The organism is Pedobacter sp. BAL39 (assembly GCF_000170795.1).
In the GTDB taxonomy this organism is placed as follows: domain Bacteria; phylum Bacteroidota; class Bacteroidia; order Sphingobacteriales; family Sphingobacteriaceae; genus Pedobacter.
On record NZ_ABCM01000011.1, the window covers coordinates 110354 to 136449 of the forward strand.

23 protein-coding genes are annotated in these 26096 nt (G+C 45.0%); 14 read left to right on the top strand and 9 right to left on the bottom strand.

The genetic code is table 11. From position 1 onward, the window contains the following. The 11 genes from PBAL39_RS15035 to PBAL39_RS15085 all read left to right on the top strand — a co-directional run bounded on the left by PBAL39_RS15035 (position 1) and on the right by PBAL39_RS15085 (position 15540). On the top strand, positions 1-1716 hold the full coding sequence (locus PBAL39_RS15035; RefSeq protein WP_008242998.1) for a M3 family oligoendopeptidase: 1716 nt from the start codon (positions 1-3) through the stop codon (positions 1714-1716). A gap of 58 nt (positions 1717-1774) precedes the next feature. After that, complete coding sequence (locus PBAL39_RS15040) at positions 1775-3730, top strand: amino acid permease (RefSeq protein WP_008243000.1); 1956 nt, start codon at positions 1775-1777, stop codon at positions 3728-3730. A gap of 654 nt (positions 3731-4384) precedes the next feature. Continuing rightward, a complete protein-coding gene (locus PBAL39_RS15045) occupies positions 4385-5071 on the top strand; it encodes a hypothetical protein (RefSeq protein ID WP_008243002.1) in 687 nt (228 codons plus the stop codon). Between the two features lie 40 nt (positions 5072-5111). Then, complete coding sequence (locus PBAL39_RS15050; protein ID WP_008243004.1) at positions 5112-5561, top strand: DinB family protein; 450 nt, start codon at positions 5112-5114, stop codon at positions 5559-5561. 193 nt (positions 5562-5754) lie between these two features. Further along, positions 5755-6636 (top strand): helix-turn-helix transcriptional regulator, encoded by an 882-nt coding sequence (locus tag PBAL39_RS15055; RefSeq protein WP_039866725.1) that lies wholly within the window; start codon positions 5755-5757, stop codon positions 6634-6636. A gap of 76 nt (positions 6637-6712) precedes the next feature. Then, complete coding sequence (locus PBAL39_RS15060; RefSeq protein ID WP_039866727.1) at positions 6713-7837, top strand: FAD-dependent monooxygenase; 1125 nt, start codon at positions 6713-6715, stop codon at positions 7835-7837. Positions 7838-7929: 92 nt separating this feature from the next. Continuing rightward, positions 7930-8499 (top strand): RNA polymerase sigma factor, encoded by a 570-nt coding sequence (locus tag PBAL39_RS15065; protein ID WP_008243009.1) that lies wholly within the window; start codon positions 7930-7932, stop codon positions 8497-8499. An 84-nt stretch (positions 8500-8583) separates the two neighbouring features. Next, entirely contained in the window at positions 8584-9717 is a 1134-nt protein-coding gene (locus PBAL39_RS15070) for a FecR family protein (RefSeq protein ID WP_008243011.1), read from the top strand. Between the two features lie 271 nt (positions 9718-9988). Next, positions 9989-13249: a SusC/RagA family TonB-linked outer membrane protein gene (locus PBAL39_RS15075; RefSeq protein WP_157274043.1), complete on the top strand. Its 3261-nt coding sequence runs from the start codon at positions 9989-9991 to the stop codon at positions 13247-13249. Positions 13250-13260: 11 nt separating this feature from the next. Continuing rightward, on the top strand, positions 13261-14640 hold the full coding sequence (locus PBAL39_RS15080; protein ID WP_008243015.1) for a RagB/SusD family nutrient uptake outer membrane protein: 1380 nt from the start codon (positions 13261-13263) through the stop codon (positions 14638-14640). 210 nt (positions 14641-14850) lie between these two features. Further along, entirely contained in the window at positions 14851-15540 is a 690-nt protein-coding gene (locus tag PBAL39_RS15085; protein WP_157274044.1) for a hypothetical protein, read from the top strand. 159 nt (positions 15541-15699) lie between these two features. Here the strand turns inward: PBAL39_RS15085 and PBAL39_RS15090 are convergent, their stop codons facing one another. The 4 genes from PBAL39_RS15090 to PBAL39_RS15105 form a co-directional block, all read right to left on the bottom strand. Next, the gene (locus PBAL39_RS15090) at positions 15700-16116 is read right to left on the bottom strand and encodes a DUF6691 family protein (RefSeq protein WP_008243018.1); all 417 of its coding nucleotides are present in this window, start codon (positions 16114-16116) and stop codon (positions 15700-15702) included. Next, on the bottom strand, positions 16116-16673 hold the full coding sequence (locus PBAL39_RS15095) for a YeeE/YedE family protein (RefSeq protein ID WP_008243020.1): 558 nt from the start codon (positions 16671-16673) through the stop codon (positions 16116-16118). The genes PBAL39_RS15090 and PBAL39_RS15095 overlap by 1 nt, the downstream gene beginning before the upstream one ends. A gap of 76 nt (positions 16674-16749) precedes the next feature. After that, positions 16750-18414 carry a serine hydrolase gene (locus tag PBAL39_RS15100; RefSeq protein WP_083801759.1) on the bottom strand — a complete coding sequence of 555 codons (1665 nt, stop codon included), beginning with the start codon at positions 18412-18414 and terminating at the stop codon, positions 16750-16752. A gap of 76 nt (positions 18415-18490) precedes the next feature. Next, positions 18491-19297: a helix-turn-helix transcriptional regulator gene (locus PBAL39_RS15105; RefSeq protein ID WP_008243022.1), complete on the bottom strand. Its 807-nt coding sequence runs from the start codon at positions 19295-19297 to the stop codon at positions 18491-18493. A gap of 769 nt (positions 19298-20066) precedes the next feature. Here PBAL39_RS15105 and PBAL39_RS25400 point away from each other — a divergent pair. After that, the gene (locus PBAL39_RS25400) at positions 20067-20285 is read left to right on the top strand and encodes a hypothetical protein (RefSeq protein WP_157274045.1); all 219 of its coding nucleotides are present in this window, start codon (positions 20067-20069) and stop codon (positions 20283-20285) included. Here PBAL39_RS25400 and PBAL39_RS15110 read toward each other — a convergent pair. From PBAL39_RS15110 to PBAL39_RS15120, 3 genes are all read right to left on the bottom strand, one after another. After that, positions 20242-21021 carry a hypothetical protein gene (locus tag PBAL39_RS15110; RefSeq protein ID WP_008243028.1) on the bottom strand — a complete coding sequence of 260 codons (780 nt, stop codon included), beginning with the start codon at positions 21019-21021 and terminating at the stop codon, positions 20242-20244. The genes PBAL39_RS25400 and PBAL39_RS15110 overlap by 44 nt on opposite strands. 110 nt (positions 21022-21131) lie before the next feature. Next, positions 21132-21746: an HD domain-containing protein gene (locus tag PBAL39_RS15115; protein ID WP_008243030.1), complete on the bottom strand. Its 615-nt coding sequence runs from the start codon at positions 21744-21746 to the stop codon at positions 21132-21134. A gap of 73 nt (positions 21747-21819) precedes the next feature. Continuing rightward, a complete protein-coding gene (locus PBAL39_RS15120) occupies positions 21820-22182 on the bottom strand; it encodes a DoxX family protein (protein ID WP_008243033.1) in 363 nt (120 codons plus the stop codon). Between the two features lie 89 nt (positions 22183-22271). Here PBAL39_RS15120 and PBAL39_RS15125 point away from each other — a divergent pair, with 89 nt between their 5' ends. Further along, on the top strand, positions 22272-22640 hold the full coding sequence (locus PBAL39_RS15125) for a helix-turn-helix domain-containing protein (RefSeq protein WP_039866764.1): 369 nt from the start codon (positions 22272-22274) through the stop codon (positions 22638-22640). Between the two features lie 101 nt (positions 22641-22741). Beyond that, positions 22742-23209 (top strand): PPC domain-containing DNA-binding protein, encoded by a 468-nt coding sequence (locus tag PBAL39_RS15130; protein WP_008243037.1) that lies wholly within the window; start codon positions 22742-22744, stop codon positions 23207-23209. A gap of 48 nt (positions 23210-23257) precedes the next feature. Here PBAL39_RS15130 and PBAL39_RS15135 read toward each other — a convergent pair whose 3' ends face one another. Continuing rightward, positions 23258-24319 carry a hypothetical protein gene (locus tag PBAL39_RS15135; RefSeq protein ID WP_008243040.1) on the bottom strand — a complete coding sequence of 354 codons (1062 nt, stop codon included), beginning with the start codon at positions 24317-24319 and terminating at the stop codon, positions 23258-23260. A gap of 101 nt (positions 24320-24420) precedes the next feature. After that, positions 24421-25974 carry a family 43 glycosylhydrolase gene (locus PBAL39_RS24740; RefSeq protein WP_008243042.1) on the bottom strand — a complete coding sequence of 518 codons (1554 nt, stop codon included), beginning with the start codon at positions 25972-25974 and terminating at the stop codon, positions 24421-24423. Positions 25975-26096 lie beyond the last annotated feature (122 nt).

Here is a 26096-nt window from a genome sequence, read left to right on the forward strand (position 1 = left end):
ATGATCAACCTGAGCATACCCAAGAAAAAAAGAATTTACATCCCTCAGAACCTGGAAATCACCTGGGATAACCTGGAGCCGATCCTCGAGGAGCTGCTGGCCCGTCCTATTGAAAATGTGCAGGAGCTGGAGCAATGGCTAAAGGACAAAAGTGAGCTGGAAGCAGCGTTGGAAGAAGATTTTGCCTGGAGGTACATCCGCATGAGCTGTGATACAGCAAATGAGGAGCTCGTGAAAAACTTTCAGTATTTCGCTACGGAGATCGAGCCTAAGATCTCCCCTATTGCCAACCAGCTGAACCAAAAGTTCAACGACAGCCCCTTTATTGAGGAGCTGGATCAGGAAAAATATTTCGTTTACATCCGTGCCATCAGGAAATCCCTGGAGATCTACAGGGATGAAAACGTGGAACTGCTCACCAAACTACAGGTGACCCAGCAAAAATACCAGGCTACAACCGGCGCCATGAGCGTCATCATCAACGATCAGGAATATACGCTGGAGCAGGCCTCCAACTTCATCAAAGACACCAACAGGGCAGTACGCCAGGAGGCTTGGGAAACCATCCAGCAGCGCAGGCTGGTAGATAAGGACGACCTGAACATCCTCTTTGACGAGCTGATCGCCATGCGTCACCAGGTGGCCCTGAATGCCGGATTTGAGAACTTCAGAGATTACATGTTCCAGGCATTGGGACGTTTTGACTATACACCGAAAGACTGTTATGACTTTCATGAAGCGATAGAAAAAGAGGTCGTGCCGATCCTGCGTGAGCGGTCTGAGAAACGTGCAGAAGCACTCGGACTGGAGATGCTAAAACCATGGGACATGGAAGTGAGCACGACCGGCAAGCCGGCATTGAAACCCTTCAAAAACGGCTCGGAGCTGATTGAGAAGAGTATTGACTGCTTCAATGCGATCAATCCACAGCTGGGACAGATGTTGTCGATCATGAAAGCCAACAATCTTTTTGATGTGGAAAGCAGGAAGGGTAAAGCTCCGGGTGGCTACAACTACCCCCTGGCAGAAACCGGTGCACCTTTCATTTTCATGAACTCTGCCAATTCATTAAGAGATCTTACGACCATGGTACATGAAGGTGGCCATGCGGTGCATACTTTCCTGACGGCAAACCTGGAGCTTAACGACTTCAAACACTGCCCTTCAGAGGTGGCGGAGCTGGCATCCATGAGCATGGAACTGATCTCTATGGACCATTGGGACATCTACTTCGACAATGAAGAAGACCTGCTTCGCGCCAAGAGAGAACAACTGCAGGATGTGTTGAAAACGCTGCCATGGGTGGCGGTGATCGACCAGTTCCAGCACTGGATCTATACCAACCCAGGGCACAATGCCGCCGACAGAGAAGAGGCTTTCAAGCAGATCTATACGCGCTTCGGCGCAGGGTTTTCAAACTGGGACGGTCAGGAGCAGGAGTTTGGCAACTTATGGCAAAAACAACTGCATTTGTTTGAAGTTCCTTTTTATTACATCGAATATGCCATCGCACAGCTTGGTGCGATCGCCATCTGGAAGAACTTTAAGGAAAATCCGGATCAGGCGCTCACAAAATACCTTGCGGCACTCTCTTTAGGTTATACAAAACCCATAAATGAGATTTATGAGACTGCTGGAATCAAGTTTGACTTCAGTGTAGACTATATCGAAGAACTTGCCAGCTTTGTAAAGGACGAATTACAGAAATTAGGGTAAGAGTTTATCCGGAAATTTATATGTTTGACTAAACAAACTCAAAAAAGCCCACCATTCTATGTTCGAAAAACTTTTTAGAAAGAAATCCATCGCTAAAATACTTGAAGATGCCGCAAAAGGCTATGGCGAACATGGAACTTCCTTACATAAGACGCTGGGATTGCGCGATCTTACTGCATTTGGTATTGCCGCCATCATTGGTGCCGGAATTTTCAGCACCATTGGTAAGGCAAGTGCCGATGGCGGCCCCGCGGTGATCTTTCTTTTTATCTTCACCGCTGTCGCCTGTAGCTTTGCGGCCTTTGCTTATGCAGAGTTCGCTTCTATGGTGCCAGTATCTGGAAGTGCCTACACCTATTCTTACGTCGCCTTCGGAGAGCTCGTAGCCTGGATCATCGGCTGGTCGCTGATCATGGAATATGCCATAGGCAACATCACCGTCGCGATCTCCTGGTCTGATTACTTTACTGGGCTACTCTCCTCCATACGAATACCGGCCTTGAACATCAACGGTATCCATCTGCCAGACTGGACTACGATGGATTATCTGACAGCTTATAACGGGCACATCCATGCGGATGCACTTGTTAACGCGGGTAAGAATTTTGCCAACCTGGATGAGGCGACCAGAATTGCCAATAATGCCTGGATTACGGCTCCACAGATTGGTGGATTTCATCTGGTGGCAGATCTGCCGGCCCTGGCCATCATCATCTTTATCACCTGGCTGGTATATCGTGGCATGAAGGAATCCAAGAACGCCAGCAATGCCATGGTGATCGTGAAGCTTGCAGTAATCCTATTGGTGTTGTCCGTAGGCATTTTTTATGTAGATACAGACAACTGGAACCCTTTTGCACCCAATGGTGTATCAGGTGTACTTAAGGGGGTATCTGCAGTGTTCTTTGCTTATATCGGTTTTGACGCCATTTCCACTACTGCTGAAGAATGTAAAAACCCGCAGCGCGATTTACCAAGGGGAATGATGTGGGCCATTATCATTTGTACGACCTTGTATGTGGCTATTGCCCTAGTGCTTACCGGGATCGTGAACTATAAACTGCTTGCGGTTGGTGACCCTCTTGCTTTTGTGTTTGATCAGATTGACATGAAGCTCATGAGCGGTATCATTGCTGTCAGCGCTGTTTTTGCCATGGCCAGTGTATTGCTGGTATTTCAAATGGGACAACCGAGAATCTGGATGAGCATGAGCCGCGATGGTTTACTACCAAAGTCATTTTCAAAGATCCACCCTAAGTATAAAACACCTTCCTTTGCCACCATTGTTGTGGGTTTTGTTGTGGCCATCCCTTCCTTGTTCATGAACCTGACCATTGTAACAGACCTTTGTTCCATAGGCACGCTGTTCGCGTTTGTATTGGTCTGCGCAGGGGTACTGGTACTGCAGAACAAACCGAACATACAGAGGGGTAAATTCAGGATTCCTTATGTCAACGCGAAATACATTGTTCCTCTGATGTTTATCGGGATGTTGGCTGCGGCATTCACCTGGTATCAGCAGGAAACCAAAGCTTTCCTTTTTAATGAGCAGAAAGTATACGAGCCGGTGCATTTCATCACCAGCCTGGATGCAAATGAATTGACGTCGGTAAAACAACAGATTGTAGACGATCAGAAAAAGGTAAATGTGATTGCCAGAAATGTAGATGCTGCAGATTACTTAAGCGGCTTGTCGGCTGCCCAATATGAAGAATTCATGAGCAGGTCATCGGTGGATACGGAAAAGAAATTTGAGCATGGCTGGGGGTTGTTTAAACACAAGATCCCAATGTGGATCTTCCTGTTTATCTGTGTAGTGATTATGTATTACTCGGTGACGAAAAACCTGTCGCTGATCCCTGTTCTTGGATTGATCAGCTGTCTGTACATGATGTGCGAACTGGGCATCTCCAACTGGATTGGTTTTGGCATCTGGCTGATTGTAGGGTTAGTGGTTTACTTCTTATACGGATACAAAAACAGTAAACTGGCAAAAAGCACAGAAACGTTTTAGCGCCTGACGGAATTAATAGCAGTTCCGGAACCAGACAACATCCTCGTTTAACAGTCCTGTGAAGCTATTTTGCAGTAATTAACCAAAATATTGTACAATTAGAGAATATTTTTTCTACATTAGAGTTAATATCAATAAAGATAAATGGCACTGAAGAAATCTGAAAATTACAACTGATTTGAGTGCCTGATTGCGATGCCCTCCTATAATTATCCCTATAATTGCATGGTTAGACGACCAGCAATAAAGCCTCCTCCCCGGAGGCTTTTTTATTTTTCATCACATCGGAATTGTTTTAGCTATAAATTGAGGAGGTTGACAAGGTATACCTCGCCCTTTAAGGCACATTCAACAGGCTTTTTTATCGCTTTTATATATCCATATACCTTACACGGGATATCTGAACACCTTGTGAGTACCTTGTCAACCCCTTGTGAATAGCGAACAAAACCCGAACAATTACCGATTAAAAACCGAACTCCGCCTTCGCGACCCAACTCCAGGTTTACCTGACAAAGTGCCGGGTGCTAAAATGATCTGAGCTCATTTATGAAATTGTCGTATCAGCTGTATAATATTTCAGAATCTTTGGAACTTTGTATTCACCGAGCACGATAATTGTAAGCAAGTTTAACTAAAACAAACCATCATTCTATGAACTTCCTCAATATTAAATCTAAACTTCAGCTAACAAGTCTGTTTTGTAGCCTTGTGTTCGTTTCTACCCTTTCTGCCTGCGGCAACTCGGACAAAAAACAAGAAACGAATCAGGATTCTGCAGCTGCGGTAACTACAACTACAGAGGCTCCCGCTGCTGCAACAACTGAAAAGTTCGAGGACTTTGACTGGAGCACTGTCCAGAGCTCCACAGCAAATATTGGTACATTCCCTTATCTCACCGCACCCGAAGGCTTCTTTATTCAGGATAAGGGTGGATATGATGAATCAAAAACAGGTTATTCCGACCTCAAAGATTTCAATAAACTGATCATGTTCACTGGAAATTCATTCTACAATGCGGAGGGAAAGGTGGCGAGGCTTAAATTCAGCATGAAGGACAAAGAAGCCGATTGGAACCAGTACAAGTTTGACACCAGCATTGAAAAATACCTCGATAGCGTTGGCGCAAAGCAACTCGCCAAACTTAAAATCAATCAAGCTCAAAAAGAGTTTCTCAACAAAGATGATGATATGACAATTTACAATCATATGGTGGCCGATCCATATAATGAACCTGCCAGATTCTATGCATTGAACCATGAAAAGGGAAAAATCATGTTCCAGATCTCTTCCAATTCTGCCATGGGTGAAATTGCCGTTGTAGAACTCGTTAAAAAATAATTAAACATTTCTACCGACCTTAAACTCCTAAATAATAGACATGTTAAAAGAATCACTGAAGACCATCTTCAGCAGAGACCTGAAAAAGTTACAGACAGAAATCGAACAATACCAGAATGAACGTAACATCTGGCTGACAGACCATAATATATCCAATTCGGCGGGAAACCTATGTTTACACCTTGTTGGGAATCTGAATACCTATATTGGCAAGGAGCTGGGCAAAACGGAATACATTAGAGATAGGCCGTTAGAGTTCTCACTAAAGGATGTCCCAAGGGCCGAACTAGTACATAAGATTGAGGCGACGATACAAATGGTTAATGACACCCTCAACGATCTAACAGAAGATGACCTAAACCGGGACTACCCTGCCGTTAAAGTCGTGGAAGGAGGCAGTTCCACTGGCTTTATGCTCATTCATCTTGCAGCTCATCTGGGATATCACCTTGGGCAGATCAATTATCACAGAAGATTATTAGACCTGTAAGCCAAGGAAAGCACGCCGCTTGGCGGCAAGAATTGTGGGAGTGATTGCGGTACTAAAATTTTCGTGGTTAAAGATTATTGAACCGGAGGGTCAATCTCTGCAGCCGGTTCATAGGTTGAGTGCAATTTATGGTGATGAGGAATACCAGTTGATTCAGAATCGCTAATAATCAATACCTTTGAATCCGGTAGCTATGCGTAAAAAGTCAAAATCCATTCCCGTATACACAATGTCCGATGATTTCGGAACCGGCATTTCTATTGAAAGAATGTCGTTTAAAGATCTCCGTGAGGCACCTAAAGCAACGGCAGATTTACCTGAGGACGGCAGGCATTCACACCGTCACGATGGGCACTCTTTCTTCTTGCTTGAAAAAGGCCGCATTACCCTGGAAATCGATTTTCAACAATATCTGGTGGAAGCACCCTCGGTCACCTACGTTCATCCTGATCAGGTACACTATGCCCGTGCGGCCGAAGATGTCACTGTCGGTAGCTTGTCGGTCACAGAAGAAAAACTGAATCCTGATTACTTGAAATTACTACTGGAAATGACGCCTGCGAAACCATGGCTACTCGAAGAAGAGACATTTTCGATGATTCAGGAAACCATGTCCTTATGTATCAAAGTTTCTAAGTTGAAAAAAGACCGGTTATATCATTCTTTTTTAAAAGACAGCTGCAATGCATTGATCGCGCTGATGATTTCACCGTATCTGGATTCTAAACGATCAAAAGATAAAATTTCGAGATTTGATACCGTCACCAAAGCCTTTCGAGAAAATCTCGAACGGAATTACAACGTAGAAAGAAGCCCGGCTGCCTATGCAAGGGAACTTAACCTGACGCCTTCCTACCTGAACGAATGCGTCAGGAGTGCCACAGGTCATTCCGTTTCGCACCACATACAACATCGCGTCATCCTGGAAGCCAAACGACTGCTTTATCATTCTGATAAATCTGTGAAAGAGATTGCCGTGACCTTGGGTTACGACGACTACCCTTACTTCTCACGTCTGTTCAGCAAGATTACGGGGATGACTGCGCTGGCCTTTAGGAACAAAAACTCCGAATAGTCCAATACCCACCCCGTTTCAACATTTTATAAGCCAAGGATCGGTCGTTGATTTGCAGGATCAAATCAATCCGAAAATGAAAATCTCAAAAGAAAATACCATCCTCATATCCGGCGCAAGTATAGCAGGGCTTTCAACCGCCTATTGGATGAACAGATTAGGTTATCAAGTTACCGTCATCGAGCTTGCAAAAGCACCACGTACGGCCGGTGCAGCTGTAGATCTGCGTGGAGACACCGTTGACGTCGCGAAGCGTATGGAGATCTTTGACCAGTTAAAGGCCAACCGGTTAAATGTAGAGAAGATTTCCTTTAAAAATGCAGATGATACCACCGCAGGATCCATCATACTGGAAAATGAAAGCTCAGCACTCCCGGACGATGAAATTGAAATAGAAAGAGATCAGTTCATCAACATTCTGTTGGGGCGCATAAAAGACGAGGTGGAATTCCTCTTTGGGAACAGTGTTACCGGCTTAGAAGAAACAACAGCGTACCTCAAAGTTTCCTTCAAGGAGGGGGCACCACGTCATTTCGACCTTGTAATTGGCTGTGACGGTACACATTCCGGCATCAGAAAAATAGCATTCGGCCCTGAAACGGCCTACGCACATTTTCTCCAGGCCTATTTTTCCATTACCACCGTGAACAAATTGCTGATCCCTGAAAAGACCATGCAGATGTACAATGTGCCCGATAAAGCCATAACACTGAATGCGTACCACGGCAAAACGGATATCATCTTTGGCTTCGTATCAGAAGATGAGATCTTTCATGATTATCGGGATATCGATCAGCAGAAGAAGATCATTCAAGAGCAGTTTTCCGGACAAAACTGGAGAACGGCAGCACTATTGGAAGAAACATTAAATTCAGACAATTTCTATTTTGATAAATTCTGCCAGATTAAAATGCCTTGCTGGACAAAAGGCAGGGTAGCCTTAGTGGGTGATGCCGCGTACTGTGCCTCACCTGCAGCGGGTATGGGAGCCTCCCTCTCGGTGAAAGGAGCGGCTGCTCTGGCTGATTCGTTACAACAGCACAACGGAAATTTTGAATTGGCATTTCTGGACTATAACAAAAAGTTACGTCCCTTTATTGAAGTAGTTCAGGCCACTGCCGAAATAAATGTGAAAGACAATTTCATTCCAAGAACAGAAGAAGCAATACGGTTAAGAAATGCACAGGAACATCCGTTCTAGCAGAAATGATTGATCAAATCAGAATAGCGGACGCAATCCGTTTATTCTTTTCGCTTCTATAAATATTTATGTAGATTCGGTAGCCATATCTTATGACCGATTACCGACAGCTATCTGACTTTGCATTACTCGACCACTTCCAGCAAGGAGATAGGTTGGCTTATGAGGAAATCTACCACCGTTACTGGGCATTGCTCTTTAATCATGGAAGAAGGATTTTACAGGATGACGAGGAGGCAAAGGACCTGGTACAGGATGCATTTGCTGTTCTTTGGAAAGACGGCAAAACACTGGTACTGAAGACCTCCCTATCCGCATATCTGTATGCAGTGATCCGGTATAAAGTCTTTGACCTCATAGACCGACAGAAGGTAAAAAACGGCTATCTCGAATCTCTGGAGCATTTCATTGCAGAGAACAATTACAGTTCAGATCACCTGGTGAGAGAGAAACAGCTGGAAGTCATCATTGAAAAAGAAATCGCCGCATTACCAGCTAAGATGAGAGAAATTTTTGAGCTGAGCAGAAAAGCAAACCTCAGTTATCTGGAGATCGCACAAAAACTAAACATTTCCGACAACACGGTAAAAAAACAAATCAACAACGCCTTAAAAATTTTAAGAAATAAACTTGGAACACCCATTTTCACCATTTATTTCTAACATTTTCCATCTTTCCATCTTTTTTTTCAAAACGATCTTACACAAAAGCTTCCATTAACCTACTATACTATAAAAAGCGGGAACATGGATTACTCAAAAGCAAGAGATCTGATCAAAAAGCACCTTTCCGGAAAAAGTTCCGAACAAGAAGATGCAGTATTGGAATCCTGGTACATCCAAGCTACAGAAAATGCTGAGGCACCACTCGCAGTCCTTGATTATGACCAGATAGAAAAGGAGATCCTTGGGCGGCTGCGCCAGAACCAGCAACCTGTACTCAAGCGACCGGTCTGGATTAGAATCGCAAGCACTGCAGCTGCCATGCTGATCCTCGGGATGATGGTATTTTTCATCAGGAACCCACAGCGCAAAGATGATCATCCCGTATACAGCCATGATTTTGCACCAGCTACCGGTGAAAACATCCTGACTTTATCTGATGGTCGCAAGATTGTCCTTAATGATTCCGCTAATCCGGAAATCGCCAAAGAATCTGGTGTAAACATCTCAGGGGGAAAAGATGGCCACCTGATTTACCGCATCACAGAAAATGCAGACAGTCGGGACAATCAGCAAAACACCCTCCATACCGGAAATGGGCAGAACTATAAAATCATACTCCAGGATGGAACGACCGTATGGCTCAATGCCAGATCATCACTAAGCTACCCCGTTTCCTTTAACGCTGCGGGCGAGCGGATAGTGAAACTATCGGGAGAAGCTTATTTTGAAGTACATAAAAATGCAAGATCACCTTTTAAGGTGATTACTGAGACAGAAGAGGTCAGGGTACTCGGTACTCACTTTAACCTGAAAGCCTACCCCGGACAAGCAGTCAGGCAGACCACCTTACTGGAAGGCAGCATTGAAGTAAGCAACTTAGGTCGCCCGGGCCTCAAAAAAACTTTAAAACCCGGTCAGCAGTTGTCTAGCGACAACAACCTGTCGGTCGTCACAGAGGTAGACGCAGACGACGCCATCGCCTGGAAAGAGGGACTTTTCTATTTCAATGACCAACGCCTGGATGTCATCATGCAGGACATTTCCAGGTGGTATAACGTACCGGTAGTATTCAGCGATGAATCTGTAAAATCGATATTGTACAGCGGGACGATCTCCAGGTATTCAAATGTCTCTCAGATTCTTAGCAAGATTGAGCAGATGGGCGCCGTAAAGTTCCGGATTTCTGCCGACAAGATTACCGTATCAGAGGAATAAACCACTGTTTACCAATAATTTGCCACCCATTCAATTGATCAACTAAACCGACGAAAACCAACACATGAAAAAACAACACAGATCCGGCCCGTAACATCCTGCAAAAGAATATAAACCGGGAATGCTGTGAACATCCCCGGCAATTATTCAGGCCCTTTTTACGTGGTAAAAAAAGAAACAATTTTAACCAGACCTAAACCATCAAATGTACAAAATTCAAACAAATTTTAGGTGCACGCTTGTCGCCTACGCCGATAAATCCTTGAGGATTATGAAACTAACCACTTTTCTCCTTATCGTGACGATGCTTCAGGTTAGCGCCGGCACTAAGGCACAAAAGATCAACCTGAAGCGCAGCAGCATTAACATTGCTTCGATCTTCAAGGAGGTCCGTCGACAAACCGGATATAGCGTGATCTGGAAATCCAAAGAGCTGAATGCCAGCAAAAGGCTGTCTGTTGCTTTTGTAAATGCCAGCCTGGCTGAGGTATTGAGAACATGTATCAACGACAAAAATCTGGAATACCTCATCAATGAAAAAACGATCATCATCAAAGAAAAGGAACCTGGGATCTTTGACATTTTCAAAACGACAATATCAACAGCATTTGATGACATACAGGGGCGCATTTTAGATGAACAAGGCAAACCTTTGCCAGGCGCCACCATCACCATCAAAGGCACAAAACAGTCGGTTATCTCCCAGCAGAATGGTACATTCAGGATGCTGGGCGTAGACAAAGCTGCGATCCTTGTTGTCAGCTATACGGGCTATGAAACCATTTATGTAAAGGCATCGGATCACATCCGTGACATCGTAATGAAGACCACTAACTCCGAACTGGACCAGGTACAGGTGATCGGTTATGGCACCACTACAAAAAGGTTCAACACCGGCTCAGTGGCAACAGTAAAAGGTGGAGACATTCAAAACCAGTCCGTCAGCAGTCCGCTGCAGGCACTTCAGGGTATGGTCCCCGGCCTCTTCATCCAGCAGGGTAGCGGGATGCCGGGTGCGTCGTCGCAGGTCGCACTCCGTGGAAAAAATTCCATTACATCCGGCACGGTACCTTTATACATTATTGATGGCGTGCCGTTTGACGGAAATCCTGTAGAGCAGTCGGGTGACATTTACACTTCCGAACAGGGCAATGGCAGTTCCGACCCACTCAATGCCATCAACCCCAAAGACATTGAGAGCATTGAAGTGCTCAAAGATGCAGATGCAACCTCCATCTATGGTGCCCGGGGAGCGAATGGCGTCATCATCATCACCACCAAATATGCGAAATCCGGAGCCACGACCCTGAGCGGAACCGTATTTACAGGGATGTCAAAAATACGCAAGTACCCTTCATCATTGGGCACAGCAGATTACCTTGCGTTGCGCAAGGCCGCTTTTGCCAACGACAACATCACCCCTACAGCCATCAATGCGCCAGACCTGGTGCTGTGGGACCAGAATGGGGACACTGATTACCAGAAATACCTGCTCGGCAATACTGCGCCACAGACGGAAGCAAACATTGCATTATCCGGCGGGAACAGCAACAACGGACTGTACCTCAGTGGCTCGTATCGCAATGAAGGCACAGTGTACCCTGCCGACTTTGGCTACCGCCGTGGTTCCCTCCACGGAAAGGCATTCCATACTTCTGACAATGGCAAGCTGAGGGCCGAAATTTCCACCATCTACTCCAGCGACCTCAACAGGATGCCTGCAACTGACCTGACCAATACCACAACTACTTATCCCAACAACTATCCCTTGTACAATCCTGACGGCACCCTGTACTTCCATCCTGCTTTCAGTACTAACCCAATTGCATTGTTGAGAAATTATGGAAAGAACACTTCTAAAACTTTCGTCATCAATGCGGCATTACAGTACAACATCCTTTCCAATCTTAGGTTGAAGGTCAATGTTGGACAGAATTCAGTATCACAGGATGCCATTGCCATCTACCCCGGATCGGCCAGAAACCCAAGCCTGGGCAGCATCTCAGGTGGTGGTGGAAGTTATACCAACAACACCAATAACACTTATCTCGCAGAACCCCAGCTCGACTACAATACTGTCCTGGGCAAGGGTAAGCTCAATGCGACCCTAGGGGGCACCTACCAGTTCAGGGAAAATAAACAACCTTATTACGTATCGGCAGGGATGTTTTCTTCTGATGCCCTGCTGGAAAACTATAGCTCTGCAGGAATGATCTACTATCAGACCAGCTCCAGCTCGCAGTACCGGTTTGCTTCTGTTTTCGGGAGAGCCGTTTACAATTGGGACAGCAAGTATATCCTTAGCGGAACCTTCCGCAGAGATGGATCGTCCAGGTTCGGTCCGGGGAAACAATTCGGAACTTTCGGCTCTCTGGGCGCAGCCTGGCTGTTTACCGAAGAGCCCTTCCTGAAAAATACGGAATGGCTGAGTTTCGGAAAGCTGAGGGCGAGTTATGGTACTGTTGGCAATGACCAGATCAGGAACTACGGATACCTGGAAACCTATGGATCCACCGGTACACCTTACGGCAATAACCCAGGCATCTTGCCGAGTGGCATCGCAAATGACGATTACAGTTGGGAGACCACCAGAAAGATGGAGCTGGCATTAGAGCTCGGTTTCTTCAACGATAAGCTTATGCTCAATACCGCATGGTTCAGGAATCGTTCCGGCAACCTGTTGTCGTACTATCCATTAAGTGGACAAACGGGTTTTACAGGTTATACAGCCAACCTGGATGCACTGGTGCAAAATGAGGGGTGGGAATTTGAACTCCGGGCTACCCCAATAAACAAGAACTCCTTCAGTTGGAATGCCGCATTCAACATCAGCACTTCTGTAAACAAACTTCTCGCCTACCCCGGCCTCTCCGGCTCTTCCTACGCCAGTCGTTACGCCATCGGGTACTCGCTGAATAGTATGACCTTATACCAGTTTGCCGGTTTTGAGAATGGCATCGCTCAGGTGGCTGACCTTGATGGCGATGGTCAGATCAGTCCGGGGTTAAAAGTAAATGGTATGGGCGACTACATTATTGCCGGCAGCACGGACCCCAAATTCTACGGAGGTTTTAGCAATAACTTTAAGGTTGGGAATTTTCAGCTGGATGTATTTATGAACTTTGTAAAGAAAGACGGACTGTCGCCAACGAGCTTCCCCGGTCTGATAGCTAACCAGATTGAAGGGGTCATGGACCGCCGTTTTACACCGAGCACCAGCACAGGTTCTGCATCGTATGCTTCTTATGAAAACTATTATGTAAACTCCAGCGCAAAGGTGGTAGACGCTTCATTCATCAGGCTCAGGAACGTAACCCTTTCCTACAATTTACCGGAGAAATGGATTTCAAAAGCCAACATCAGGAATTGCAGGATATTTGCTACCGGCCAGAACCTGCTGACCATCACCAGCTACAAAGGTTTTGACCCGGAAACGCTGCAGTACAATCCTGTAGGCTTCCCTATGCCGCTGCCGGCGCCCGTATTTCCTCCATTGCTGGCCATTACCGGAGGTATCCAGTTTTCACTCTAACCGCAAACATCATGAAAAAAAGCATATACCTACTCAGCACCATTCTTCTCATTGCCATCTGCAGCAGTTCCTGCAAAAAGCTGATCACGGCGCCTCTGCCCAACAACCTCCTGGTTTCGTCTACGGTATTCCTCGACTCTGCCACGGCACAATCCACCATCAACGGTTTGTATAGCAAGTTTTACAATGGATTTATGGGCGGTAGCGGTTATTACAGTTACAACATTACGCTGCATCCCGCAAGGCTGGCAGATGAACTTTATGCCGTGGCAAGCACTGCTGATGCATTCAACAACAACAGTTTGCTGTCGACCAATACGGATGTTGAAGCCCTTTGGAACGACTCTTATTCGGTCATCTATGCAGCGAACAGCATCATGAAGGGCGCACAAAATTCAACGGCAATCTCTTCGCGATTAAAACAACAGCTCAGCAGCGAAGCGAAGTTCATCCGTGCAGCCTGTTATTTTTACCTCGTCAATTATTTCGGCGATGTACCACTCGTCACCACGACCGATGTGTCGGTGAGCAGTACGATGCCACGAACACCTGCCGCTGAGGTCTACAGTCAGATCGTGGCAGACCTTTCGGAAGGCAGCAGCACGCTTGCGACAGACTATTCCTGGTCACAGGGCAGTCGCACCCGGGCAAACAAATGGGCCGCAGAAGCAATGCTGGCCAGGGTATACTTATATATGGGCAAATGGCTGGAAGCAGAAGCCGCAGCAACCAAGGTCATCACTCAGGACGGAATGTATGGTGTAATTACTGAGGACCTCCAACAGGTATTCCTGAAAGACAGCAGGGAAACGGTACTTGCTTTTTATACGAATTTCAATGGATACCCTTATCAGACCGTTCATACGCAACTGACGGAAAACATACTGCCCAACTTTGCCCTGCGCAAGACATTGCTCGATGCATTTGAGCCTGGGGACATCAGGCCATCGAAATGGATCAGCAGCATCAGCCACAACGGACTGAGCTACAGTTACCCTTCGAAATATAAAAGTTCCGGCAATAGTGAGGAGTACCAGATCTTCATGCGTTTGTCGGAGCTGATGCTGATCCGTGCCGAAGCCAGGGCCTACCAAAGCAATTTCAGCGGGGCGAAGCTGGACCTGGATGTGATTCGTGGGAAATCCGGACTTGGCGCCACAACCGCAAATGACCTGGCTTCATTTAAAACCGCACTGGAACATGAACGTCAGACAGAGCTTTTTCTGGAATGGGGAGACCGTTGGCTGAACCTGAAAAGGACTGCTCGTGCAGATGCGGTACTGAAGCCGCTGAAACAGGCTTCATGGCAACCGACAGATGTGCTGTATCCGATTCCGCTTCAGGCAACCAGCACCAACGGAAACCTGAAACAAAATCCGGGATACAACTAGAAATTTAACAGCAGCAATCCTAGAATTGCTGCTGCTTCTTCAAAATACAGGGTTTTAGGTGGGGGCCATTTTAAGCTTTAGTACGTTGATTATTTCTATATTAGCATCAGTACAGATGGCCTGAAGCGGTGTTTATTTTCTTTAAACGTTGCATCAAGTCAACAGCCAATGGAACCAAACAATTGGCGATGAAATCTGCTTATACATGATATGAAAATAACACTCCTAAATTGCCTGCTCCTTTTTTGCTTGTCCGCCTGCAATCCCAACACACACAATGACGCCTCAGAAGGGACAAAATCCGCTGCTAAGGTCACGACTGCCGAAGGCAAATTTGACCTCCTAAAAATTAAATTTAACGAACCACTGGAAGAGACATTGAGAAATGCTGGCTTAGGGCTTTCCGATGGTAAACCAACAGTTTCAACATTAATGGGATACGATGTATTTGTCTCCTCCTCATCTCAGCTATTGCATTTTGACGGCCAGTCGTTGGCAGGTAAAGCCGATTCCTCCGAAAATCAGGCTGTGTTACATTATACGTCAGATGGAAAAATCATCTCTGCATTTGAAGTCCAGCTTTACACAACTGAGGCGGTAAAAAAGATCAGTACTAGCCTGGAAAAGAAATTTGGTAAAGCAACTTTTACACATGACTCTGCTAAGCATCCTGGCGTTGCGATAGATATGGACGGCAATATGATGGACGGCCCCCGCCGGGAAATCAGATTTCAATTGTGGAAAAACAAAGACACTGGCATCTCCTACTATCTGGTTCAGCATAGCATTTCAGGCCAACTTCGGTATGCAGAGTTCAATGCTATCAATATGAAAGATCAGGATGCGGAAAAGTGGATCAGGTTTAAAGCTTATCATATTTACGAGACATCAAAACTGTAAATGTTATGCTCCTGCTTCCCTATACACCTCAACGGCCTTCTGTTTACTATGCAACACGTAACTGATTAGTCTGTAGTAGATTACCTACTAACCACCTATTCAACTCAAGAAGAAGGCGCCCTATCCCGACCAGCCGTAACGTAACATAGTTGGGCGGCTTCAATGTGGCAACTTATCCTTAAATACACCATATAAATAGGTACCAATTACTGCGCCCAAGGCAACAATCAACATTCCCAGATACCCATATCCTATATTGACGAATATCGGACCTGGGCAGGCGCCCGTTAATGCCCAGCCCAAACCAAAGATTGTTCCTCCGATCAGGTACTTCGGCCAACGTTTGTCTTTATCCTGAAATTTGATGGGCTGGCCGCTCAGGTCATTCAGGCGAACCTTCTTCATCACATAAACGATAATGATCCCTAGGGTGACAGCAGTGCCGATGATGCCATACATGTGAAAAGACTGGAAACGGAACATTTCCTGAATCCGGAACCATGAAACGGCTTCCGATTTGGTCATCACGATACCAAACAAAATACCGGTTAATATATATTTCAGGAATTTCATCATCAGAAGATTAATGGGAATAAAAGATGCGTCATGATCAGTCCGCCGATAAAAAATCCAATCACGGCAATCAGTGATGGGAGTTGCAGGTTCGACAATCCACTGATGGCATGTCCGGAAGTGCAGCCTCCTGCATATCTGCTGCCAAAGCCGACCATCAGTCCGCCACATAAAAGAAGAAGGATGACCTTAGGATCGGAGAAAGATTGCAGTCCAAACAGGCCCGCGGGATTCAGACTACCATCAAAGTTAATCCCCAGTTTGGCGAGATCACTTACCGTTGCTGAAGAAAGCTGCATCGGCTCGTCACTTTTTAAAACAGTAGACGACAGATACCCGCCGATCACTGCACCAACAAGAAAAACGAGGTTCCAGATTTGTGCTTTCCAGTCAAAGTCAAACAACTTCACTTTTCTGCCTGCACCGGCCATGCTGCAGATGCTGCGCAGGTTGGCGGAAAAGCCAAAGGATTTACCGAAATACAGCAATAACATCATGATGAAGGCGATGACGATTCCGGAGGTATACCAGGGCCAGTGATGTTTCAGTATTTCTAACATACAGTAATTATTTCTAAGGATGAAGCAGGTCCATCTCGCAGCACCAGATGGAGTCTAAAGTTAAGGTTAATTATATTCAAAATATCGCTGGCAACAGGTACTGTTCAACAATCTGATCTGCCTGCGAATGTGCATATCCATTACCGTAGGCAGTTGCCGTAATGACAATCACTAAAGGCTGATCTTTAAACATAAATATCTTGTTGCCCCCATTTCCTGAACAATAATAGGTTTCATAGGATTTGCCTTCACTATGGTATGTTTTATTCCAGAATAGATAACCGTAATATTCATTTTTTCTGCCAGGAATCTCCTTATGTTTTGTGAATGACTGATCCGCCCAATCCTGCGTTATCAGCTGCTGATTGCCCCATCTTCCTTTGTTCTGATACAACTGGCCATACTTCGCAAAATCCAGGCTGTTCATCCGGATTCCGCCAGCCGTGCTGACTACATGTTCGGGGGTATATTGCCACCTGTAGTTAGCAATACCCAAAGGTCTGAATAGCTTTTGCTCCGCGTAGTTGTCCAGTCCGCCAGGAACCGCAGCGTTCAGCACATTTCCCAACAACATCACTCCAACGGTAAAATAATGCCATTGTCCATTGTATTTATTGCTGTTGAGGGGAAGATCAAGTGCGAACTTCAGCCAGTTATTTGTAGGATACATCAGTTCTTCATTTCCCGAAGAATTCGGGTCGTCATCATCACCATCAAAGGCTGAGCTCATCGTGAGCAACGATTTCAGCGTCACGCTATCTTTTCCAGAGGTATAATGTTCAAAAGGTTTCAGTTTATAAAACTCATCCAATTGCTGTTGCACAGATTTTAGATGACCATCGTGAATTGCGATGCCCGTAAGTGTTGAAGCAAAAGATTTACCTACTGACCGCACATCATGCAGGCTGTCCCGGTTCGCACCATTGAAGTATTCCTCAATCAGCAGTTCTCCATTTTTAATCACGATGATACTTGTGATGTGTTTAAACACTGACGCCTCAACATTTGCTTTAAGTTCTTTAATTTTATCTTGATCAAATGTATCTGCTGACACTTCAAATCCATCATAGGGCTTCACCTCGGACAGGGTTACAGATGTAAGATCTACGAATGGTTTTCGCTTCACGAGCATGGAAAGTTCGCCCGTAGCGATGACTTCACCAACTTTTATTTTTGGTGTTTTCACATACGACCTGAGCTCCAGCTTAAACAAATGACGACCTTCAGTTAATGCATTGTTTCCGCCATTTACCATAAAGCGGTTCCAGGCGGACTGGCTCCACCATGCACCCTCGTGTTCATTATCGATGAGCGGTTTGTTCCAGCTCAGCAAGGTTTGTTGTTGCCTTGCAATAGGTGCACCGGGAAGCAGGTTGCTTTGATAGATGAGTTTACCATCCACATAAAATGAAAATTGGTAATTGCCAACTTTTGATAATGAATCGATACTTAACGCCGGGGCCAGTTGCTGCAGATAGCTGGTAAGCGTACGTTTTAATGAAACCGTGATAAAAAGATTGCTTTTGTTTGTCAACTCATATGCGGATGAAGCTTCATTGCTTGTTTCCGCATTGTTTGCATCAGCATTGCTGCTGAATGAAATTTTACCAATGTTATGCTTACCTGATGCTGAGGTAACCGAAAATTTTCCCTTTGTAGGCACTGGACTTTGGGCAAACAAAGTACAACTAAGGAATATATAAAATGTTAAGAAAATGGAGATGATATGTCGGCGTTTCATTGATGACCTTTTTTTACAAACCTCTAAAAATTATACCATTGAAAATAGAACAGAATTAACATCTCCCAAAATAGATTCAGCTTAAAAGCTTCTTGAAAGTCAGGGGAGTAACATGATACAGCGCTTTAAACGAACGAATAAAATGGCTCTGGTCCGCAAAACCACAGGTTACAGCAATATCAGTAAGCGACCTCTGTTTGTCGGGCAGCATGCTCACCGCCTTTTGCACTTTCAGCATACGTTGATATTCCCCTAAGTTACAGTTAAAATACTTGGAGAAATCTCTGGATAAGTGCACCGGATGAATGGACAACTCAGCAGCTAAAGCTTCCAGCGACCAATGCCTTGCCGGATCGTCATGAAGTAAATCCCGAAGCCTGTTGACCCAAAGAGGTTTTGACATGGACGATGATGTTGCATTTCCAGTTGCCAAATCAAAGAGGCGGATGAGCGATGAATCTATGGCCAGATCTGCCGAATGTGCATCCATTTTAACTTCTTTAACAATATTGTACATGATGGTTGTTAAATAGGGATTCCGAAAGTTAATACTCCCCTGAAGATCATTTGTAGAGAGCCCAACCTGCTTAAACCATTCAGGATTGAGCTCCAGATGAAAACCCCGTGTGAAGCCCGGCGGTTTGATATTGTAATGTGCTTCCTGCCAATGATGAAAAAGTAGACTCCCGGCTTCGCAATGGTATAACTCTTTCTTATTTCCCTCAAGGACCTTACCTTCAAGAATAAATGTGAAGTAGGCGTTCTCATGATAATGCCAGTTCACATAGTCGTGGGTATATTCCGTGTCCGTTAAGGTTAATCCACCAAGTTGGATTTTGGCATTCGTAACACCAAAAAACTGGCCGGTTTCCAAACTATTCATGACTTAAGATAGGCATTTATAGGTTATGATGATGGTTTGTTGTTTACGAAGGTCAGAAACCGGGCTTTTCACCAATAATTCGCCGACAAAACGACCTTCAAAAAGCGATATCATTCTTAGAAATTAATTATTTAAATAATTGATTAAAAATTAACAACAATTAAAACACTATTGGTGGATCTTTAGCTTCTTCCAGACCCATTGTTCCTTCACCATCATTACTCCATGATAAAATAAAATCCCTGCGCGCCTGCTAACAACAACGGCGTTTCGCAATCCCTCCATATATACCCTATTAAGAGAACGTGTAAACAAGAGTTCAGAAAAATCAAGGCTATATGACGTCTATACGACGGCTAAGGTTAACAAGGGGTTAACGAGGGGTTGAAGACGGGTTAGCAAGGCTAAAAGGCCTTTTTACCTCAACAACCCCTGGTCAACACCTCTACAAGACGCCTTCACACCTAGCCGGCATATAGCCGGTGTATAGGGCTCACAGGAACTCCTGGAATAGGTTTACAATATTATTTGGCGGGCTTATCGCCTGTTGATTTCAGCGTATTTTCTGAACCCGACTTTAATTCCCAATTGATGATTTCAAAAATGCAGTTCACCGGATCCCAGTCTGTGGTCAGGAGACTGATCCTGACTATTCTTACCAGCTTATCTGCTTCCAGGTTTAAGTTTCATTCTCATGAAATACGGAACTGACCCTGATGAAGTTAATGACTTTTATTGGGATTGGGTGATCATAAAATGACGGATGCAAATGCGCCTGAATTCAGGATCACCAGTTGCAGTTACCAATGCACAGGTAATTGGTCCTTCAAATGCAGAACTATCCTGGGAAGAAGTAGTCATGGAAATCGATGCCAACACATTTTTCTTAACGGGCGCTAAATACATCCTTCGATCTTATGGACGTGATTCAGGAATACCCCTGCTTAATGAAAAAAGTATCCGAAGACACCGCGGCTTTGCAGCGTAAACCTAAGATAGCCATTGGTAACCCGATGTTTAACCCGCTCCTTGTCGTACAAGTTCAGTTCAAATTTTGCTTCCACGAAATAAGAGTTCTCATCGATTTGCTCGGTATTTATGATCTCAAACGTAGAATCATCCTGAGTATAACCTTCCGGTGACTCTCCATGAGACCATTCGGGTTTACCGGTTCTACCGAAGTTTTCAAATGAAATGGATACACCATTTTTGAAGTTTTCATTTTGAAAATCAGTGGCAAAACCCAGCTTGCCTTTCTTAAACATCTTCCTGGTATCCGTTGGAAAATAAAAGGAACCATATTCAGTCATATTACTTTTAGGCATACCCTGACAGAAGTCAATATGAAGAGATTCATAACGACTGGTTTCATAAGAATTTCCAGCCGTAAAATAAATAGAATCTGTAGATGCGTACCAACCGTTTTTAGAATCCCCGTACCCTTGGTAAATTTTCATACCTTCTTCAGGCGCTTCAAGATACCTCATTCGATACCCCATATTGCCGACGCTGTTGATGCCACCTATATCGGGTTTGCCAGCATAAGACTTTCCTTCGATCTCAAAATAGACACTGTCGAACTTTGCTTTTGGTTCCGGTTCAACTGTTTCCGGAACATCAATAGATGTACTTTTTTTGCAGCTTGAGATAAAGAGCGTAATACCGGCGACGAAGGCCAGGCACAGCATCATCGGATGACGCTGTTTTGATAAAAAACTTTTCATAATATTCCTATTTGTGTGTGTACACAATAGTAATTAAAAGGAATGAGAATATCCTGACGTTTATTTGCGGAGAACGGATTTGTTACGTTTAAGTACCTCGTCCGGCTCATTTATGATGTTTCATTAGCTGGATCTGCTTTTTTGAGGATTCCTTTCTCCACACTATCGTTCAATAAACCCTCCGCATATTCCCAGATTGAAGTGGAGCCCTCTTTGATGGCCTTCTTTTTGTCATACACCCTTTGGTAGTCTACATTAAACTCAGCCCAGGTTCCTCCCTCATTTGAAGCATTTTGCAGCAGTGGTTCAAACCTGTCCATGGTCTTTGCAAACTTAGCATCGTCGGTGATCCCTGCTTCAAACTCTTCCCATACTGCTATAAAATCTTCAGCTTGCTCTTTTGGCAGCAGGCCAAATATCCGCTCCGCGGCTAAACGTTCCTCCTCTGTGTTGGTATGGTTTTTTAAATTGTCGTAGATAAAAGTATCACCTGCATCTATCTCAACCAGATCATGGATCAAGACCATTTTTAACACTTTAAGCACATCAATTGGCCGATCTGCATGGGCAGCAAGAACAAGTGTCATGACTGCCAGATGCCAGCTGTGCTCAGCATCATTTTCGTGCCTGTTGCTGTGCATTAATTTAGTTCTGCGCTGAATATATTTCAGCTTGTCGATCTCTTTGATGAAAGCAACCTGTTTCAATAAATCTTCTGATACCATTTTATAATCCTTAAATAAAAAACCGGAGTTAAAAACTCACGTAAAGGTAGTATAAATGGGAATCGGTATAAATTTATTTTGCTCCCCGCAGGCGCTCTACCAGTTCAGGGAACCGTACTGCACTCGTGATCCAGATCAGCACTTCAATAACAACCAACAGCATGATGGACTGTCCACTTACCAAATGGACTGCCATGGCCCCGCCCATGTAAGCAATTCCCAGTAAAGCACCAATCACCCCCGTCCGGGGATAGAGAAACAGTATCGCGATGATCACTTCAAGACTTCCTAAGATGAGTAGATTTGTTGCTCCACCCAAGCCTTTTACCATCTCCGCATTTCCGCCGCTGATCTTAAATCCGCCGCTGCCAATAAAGACAAATGCTACCAATCCTGCGAGTACCCAACCTAGAATTTTTTTCGTTTTATCAGTCATAGTATTTTAATTTGATGACAAATGTATTTAGTTTATGCTATACCTTTGTTATCTGTTACCTTAATGTAACCGGTTACAAAAAGAATACTATGGAAGAAATACAGGCTGAGAGGGCTCATTCCGCGGAATCTTGTTCAAGAGCGCGATTGGCCATACAGGATACACTGGACGTGGTGGGGGGCAAATGGAAGCTGGTTATCATTTCTATATTGAGAGATGGCACACGAAGGTTCCGCGAACTGTCCAGGGAAGCGGGCATTTCCCCGCGCATTCTATCCAAAGAACTGCAGGAACTGGAAATGAATGACCTCGTAAACAGGAAAGTCTGTGACACTCGACCGGTGACAGTTGAATATTCACTTACGCCTTACAGTGAGACTCTTTTTGAGGTCATCAACACCATGCACAAATGGGGTGTTCAGCACCGTAAAAAAGTTACAGATGCTTATCTGAAATAAATCAAACTTTGTACGGATTGGGTAGGTTATCTTAACTACGGAATCATTAAGATCAAAATGTTATGAAATACCTTTCAATTATCCTACTTTGTTGTGTGTATATGATGAACTCATCTGCCTTTGCACAACAAAAAAACGATCAACATTCACGCTACAAAAAAGTCCCTGTGGGATACCTGATGGTATTGCGGGAAGGTGATGATGTGCTTGCTGAAATTGAAAACCTTGCTATAAAAGAGAAGATCCCTTCCGCAAGTTATACGGGGATGGGCTTCGTGAATGTAAAATTCGGCTTCTTCAACTTTGAAACCAAGGAATACGATCCGCGGGAATTTGAAAAGGTGGAGCTGGCCAGCATGACAGGTACCATTGCCTGGCAGAAGAACAAAGTATCACTACATACCCATGGTCTGGTTACCGGAAAGGACTTCCAGGCTTATGGAGGACATATGCTGGCGGCAACGGTCAGCACTGGCTCCGTAGAAATCCTGGTTACGCTGCATGATAAGAAACTGGAGCGTGTAATGGAACAGCCGCTTGGTGCCAATGTCCTCAATCTGGATCATTAGTAGCCAGAGATCCATGCTAACTATTGTCTTTCCAGCATTTGCGCCCGTTTATTCACTATCCTGCAGGTCTGCCAGTGGGAGTTGAACATACTTTTTCATTTCATCAAAGCCAGTTTTATATACATACACCAAGTCGGGTTGATCGGCGATTTTTATCCTGATGGCCTCAAAATCAGGCTTGATCTTCTCATTGCTGTCCATATAAACACGGTCGTCCCAGCGTTCTTCAGGATCTTCGTATACCGTTTCCAGCAGCACCTTCTGATAGAAATCTTCTGAGTATAAAAGATAAACCTCCCCTGAATGGTTATAAGCAAATACCAGCAGTGTTTCCGTATACCCGCCACCCGATTCACCTTCCTTCTGCACGACACAGGCCAGTTCTTGTTTATTCAATCCTGTGAAACTGCCCATCCTGACCAGACTGCTGTGTTTCCGCTGATCCTTGGTGATGAAATGATACCCCTCTCCCTTTTCGCTTTTAAAAAAGGTAACAAGATGTTCTTTGATCTGTAATGGAATCTCTTTAGTATAGAAGGTGTCAAAATAGGGTGCATAACGATCCGAGTAAGAATCGACATCTATCATCAGCTGAATTGAGGGCTGTTTACCAATAGCGTAAACAGGAAATTCCGCTTTGCCAGCCTCTGCGAGCTGCAGGTAAGTTAAACAAGCATCCCACTTCGTTTCAAAGTTTGGTTCTACACTGTGGATGTAAGCACTGCTTTTCGGCTCATCAAACAAGCTGTACCGGAAGCCCGGTGCGCCAAAACCAGTCACGGTTCCATCGCCGCCGGTTGCTGCTTTTAATGTGGCGCTATCCGGCAAATGGTACAGCTGATCACCATATCCGAGGATCACCAGTGTATCGGGCAGCCGGTCATATTCGGCCTTGGATTTGGGATCGAGCAGCTTCCCCTTGATCAGGTAAGCAAAGTCGCCGATAAACATACTGACCTGCCTTTCGTCTTCCTCAGCAGGAGTTTGCTCCTCTTCTGTGCCCGCTTCCCCGGCGGGCACAGATTGTTCTGAGTAGCTGTAAAAAATCCCTGTCAGTACCATGCCTAAAATCAGCAATCCGAGACCGGTCCATTTGTTCAAAAGTTTCATAACCTAAACTTACTATTCTTTAAGCTGTATACACGGCAGGATTAGTATTGGCGATGGAAAGAAAAGTATCTGCTTCATAAGGATTAGTATCTGCGACCTTATTATTCTCCTATAGGAATGGGTATGTCGACCCCATTTGCTACAGCAACACCAAAGTTCGGAGAACCATCACTGTTCCAGCTGAGCTTTTGCATTCTTGGCGTTCTGGATCCAACGTTATTAGGCGCACTGCGTGCATGATAAATGAACCAGTTTTCCGATTTTGTTACCCCGTTAGGATCGGTATAGCTACTGGTAAAAAATCCATTATGACCTGGCCCATAAACTGAGTTCGCCGGATTTTTAACAAATACCTGCTTTTTATTGATCCAGTCGGCCGGAACAGTAGGATCACCCCCGCTTCTTAATTGTATTTGGGCAAGGCAGTAGTTGTCACTGGTATAGCGGCTGGCAGAGAATATCATAAACACCGGACTGCTGCTGTCTTTCTGCAGGGCAATAGGTCCTTCGTTCACACCTGCTCCGATAGAGCTGGGTTCGTGTTTTTCCCATTCATTTGTTGGTGAGGAGATCTTTACCCTGGAGCCCGTCAGCGTCCATGGATTGGACATTGGTGCCAGGTAAAGGTATTGTTTGTACCTGCTGGCTACGTTTTCCCATCCGGACCATACAAAATAGTTTGTTGTCCCAACAGTAAGCACTGTACCATCAATTGCCCATTGGTCTGTGGCATCTGCTATTTTGCCCTTGAAAGTCCAGGTCCCGGTAGTAGGATCTGTATTTGAGTTTTCCAATACAAACATCCGGTGGCTGTCTCCGCCACCATCGTTGGCAGCAAAGTACAGGTACCATTTACCGGAAAGATAAAACAGTTCAGGAGCCCATAAATTGCTGGAATAGGCCGTCCCAGCGGGTGGCGTAAAGACCACCACATCTGCAGCTCTTGCCAGCAGGGACATCGAGGTAGTTTTTCTGATGGCGAGGCTACTGCCCCTAGTATACAGGAAGTAATAATAACCGTCCTTTTGTGCCACAAAAGGATCTGCCCTGCTTGCATTGATCAGGGGGTTCTGAAAATTTACGTTATGAAAATCAAATAAGTCCTGTGTGCCGGTAACAGTTGTTTTCTGCCTGATCTTGGCGCCTGGCGTATTGCTATCCGGATCCAGCACCATCTTCATGCCCGTAGCTTTATTGGTAAGCGAAAAGACAAAGTTACTCCCGGAATAATTTATTGTCCAGAGTTGTGCATCGGTTCCATCATCAGTAGCCTGCTGTAAAATCTCTCCTGACACCGCTGAAGGTGACTCCAGGCATTTGTTACTCGTGACGTTCAGGAGTTTGTAATAAGTACCGGCTTTGATCAGTCTCCATTTTTGCCCGTTGTTTGGAAACCAGCCCCATTGCTGGATCTTGGCATTCTCAGCGGTAGAATTGCCGGTAACTTCAACTACCGGTCCTCCGGGGAAAGAAGCCATCCCCCTGATCCGGTAAACAGCACTGTCGAGCAATGTACCGTAAGGCGGTGCCTCACTGGTGGTCAGGTGGTCCAGCTTAATAACGTCCGCCTCATGGGGCATCCCGGAAGGCTGCTTTTGGCAGGCCGCATTCAGCGTAAGCGCTGCTGCTGCAAATGTAAAAAATGAAAATCTCATAATGATTTGTGTTCATGCAAAGCACTCCTTCCAGAAGAAAGCCTCTGCAATAGATTTATAATTTGGTTAGTTGTATTCAGGGTATCGCGTTATCGGGTTGTTAATAAGTAAGAGTGCTATTC

Coding starts and splice junctions, on each gene's coding strand:
- PBAL39_RS25400 (WP_157274045.1), top strand. CDS start 20,067: ATGCGCCTGAATTCAGGATCACCAGTTGCAGTTACCAATGCACAGGTA.
- PBAL39_RS15055 (WP_039866725.1), top strand. CDS start 5,755: ATGCGTAAAAAGTCAAAATCCATTCCCGTATACACAATGTCCGATGAT.
- PBAL39_RS15125 (WP_039866764.1), top strand. CDS start 22,272: ATGGAAGAAATACAGGCTGAGAGGGCTCATTCCGCGGAATCTTGTTCA.
- PBAL39_RS15050 (WP_008243004.1), top strand. CDS start 5,112: ATGTTAAAAGAATCACTGAAGACCATCTTCAGCAGAGACCTGAAAAAG.
- PBAL39_RS15085 (WP_157274044.1), top strand. CDS start 14,851: ATGAAAATAACACTCCTAAATTGCCTGCTCCTTTTTTGCTTGTCCGCC.
- PBAL39_RS15080 (WP_008243015.1), top strand. CDS start 13,261: ATGAAAAAAAGCATATACCTACTCAGCACCATTCTTCTCATTGCCATC.
- PBAL39_RS15110 (WP_008243028.1), bottom strand. CDS start 21,021: ATGAAAAGTTTTTTATCAAAACAGCGTCATCCGATGATGCTGTGCCTG.
- PBAL39_RS15105 (WP_008243022.1), bottom strand. CDS start 19,297: ATGAATAGTTTGGAAACCGGCCAGTTTTTTGGTGTTACGAATGCCAAA.
- PBAL39_RS15045 (WP_008243002.1), top strand. CDS start 4,385: ATGAACTTCCTCAATATTAAATCTAAACTTCAGCTAACAAGTCTGTTT.
- PBAL39_RS15100 (WP_083801759.1), bottom strand. CDS start 18,414: ATGAAACGCCGACATATCATCTCCATTTTCTTAACATTTTATATATTC.
- PBAL39_RS15135 (WP_008243040.1), bottom strand. CDS start 24,319: ATGAAACTTTTGAACAAATGGACCGGTCTCGGATTGCTGATTTTAGGC.
- PBAL39_RS15090 (WP_008243018.1), bottom strand. CDS start 16,116: ATGATGAAATTCCTGAAATATATATTAACCGGTATTTTGTTTGGTATC.
- PBAL39_RS15065 (WP_008243009.1), top strand. CDS start 7,930: ATGACCGATTACCGACAGCTATCTGACTTTGCATTACTCGACCACTTC.
- PBAL39_RS15130 (WP_008243037.1), top strand. CDS start 22,742: ATGATGAACTCATCTGCCTTTGCACAACAAAAAAACGATCAACATTCA.
- PBAL39_RS15095 (WP_008243020.1), bottom strand. CDS start 16,673: ATGTTAGAAATACTGAAACATCACTGGCCCTGGTATACCTCCGGAATC.
- PBAL39_RS15120 (WP_008243033.1), bottom strand. CDS start 22,182: ATGACTGATAAAACGAAAAAAATTCTAGGTTGGGTACTCGCAGGATTG.
- PBAL39_RS15060 (WP_039866727.1), top strand. CDS start 6,713: ATGAAAATCTCAAAAGAAAATACCATCCTCATATCCGGCGCAAGTATA.
- PBAL39_RS15115 (WP_008243030.1), bottom strand. CDS start 21,746: ATGGTATCAGAAGATTTATTGAAACAGGTTGCTTTCATCAAAGAGATC.
- PBAL39_RS15070 (WP_008243011.1), top strand. CDS start 8,584: ATGGATTACTCAAAAGCAAGAGATCTGATCAAAAAGCACCTTTCCGGA.
- PBAL39_RS15040 (WP_008243000.1), top strand. CDS start 1,775: ATGTTCGAAAAACTTTTTAGAAAGAAATCCATCGCTAAAATACTTGAA.
- PBAL39_RS24740 (WP_008243042.1), bottom strand. CDS start 25,974: ATGAGATTTTCATTTTTTACATTTGCAGCAGCAGCGCTTACGCTGAAT.
- PBAL39_RS15035 (WP_008242998.1), top strand. CDS start 1: ATGATCAACCTGAGCATACCCAAGAAAAAAAGAATTTACATCCCTCAG.
- PBAL39_RS15075 (WP_157274043.1), top strand. CDS start 9,989: ATGAAACTAACCACTTTTCTCCTTATCGTGACGATGCTTCAGGTTAGC.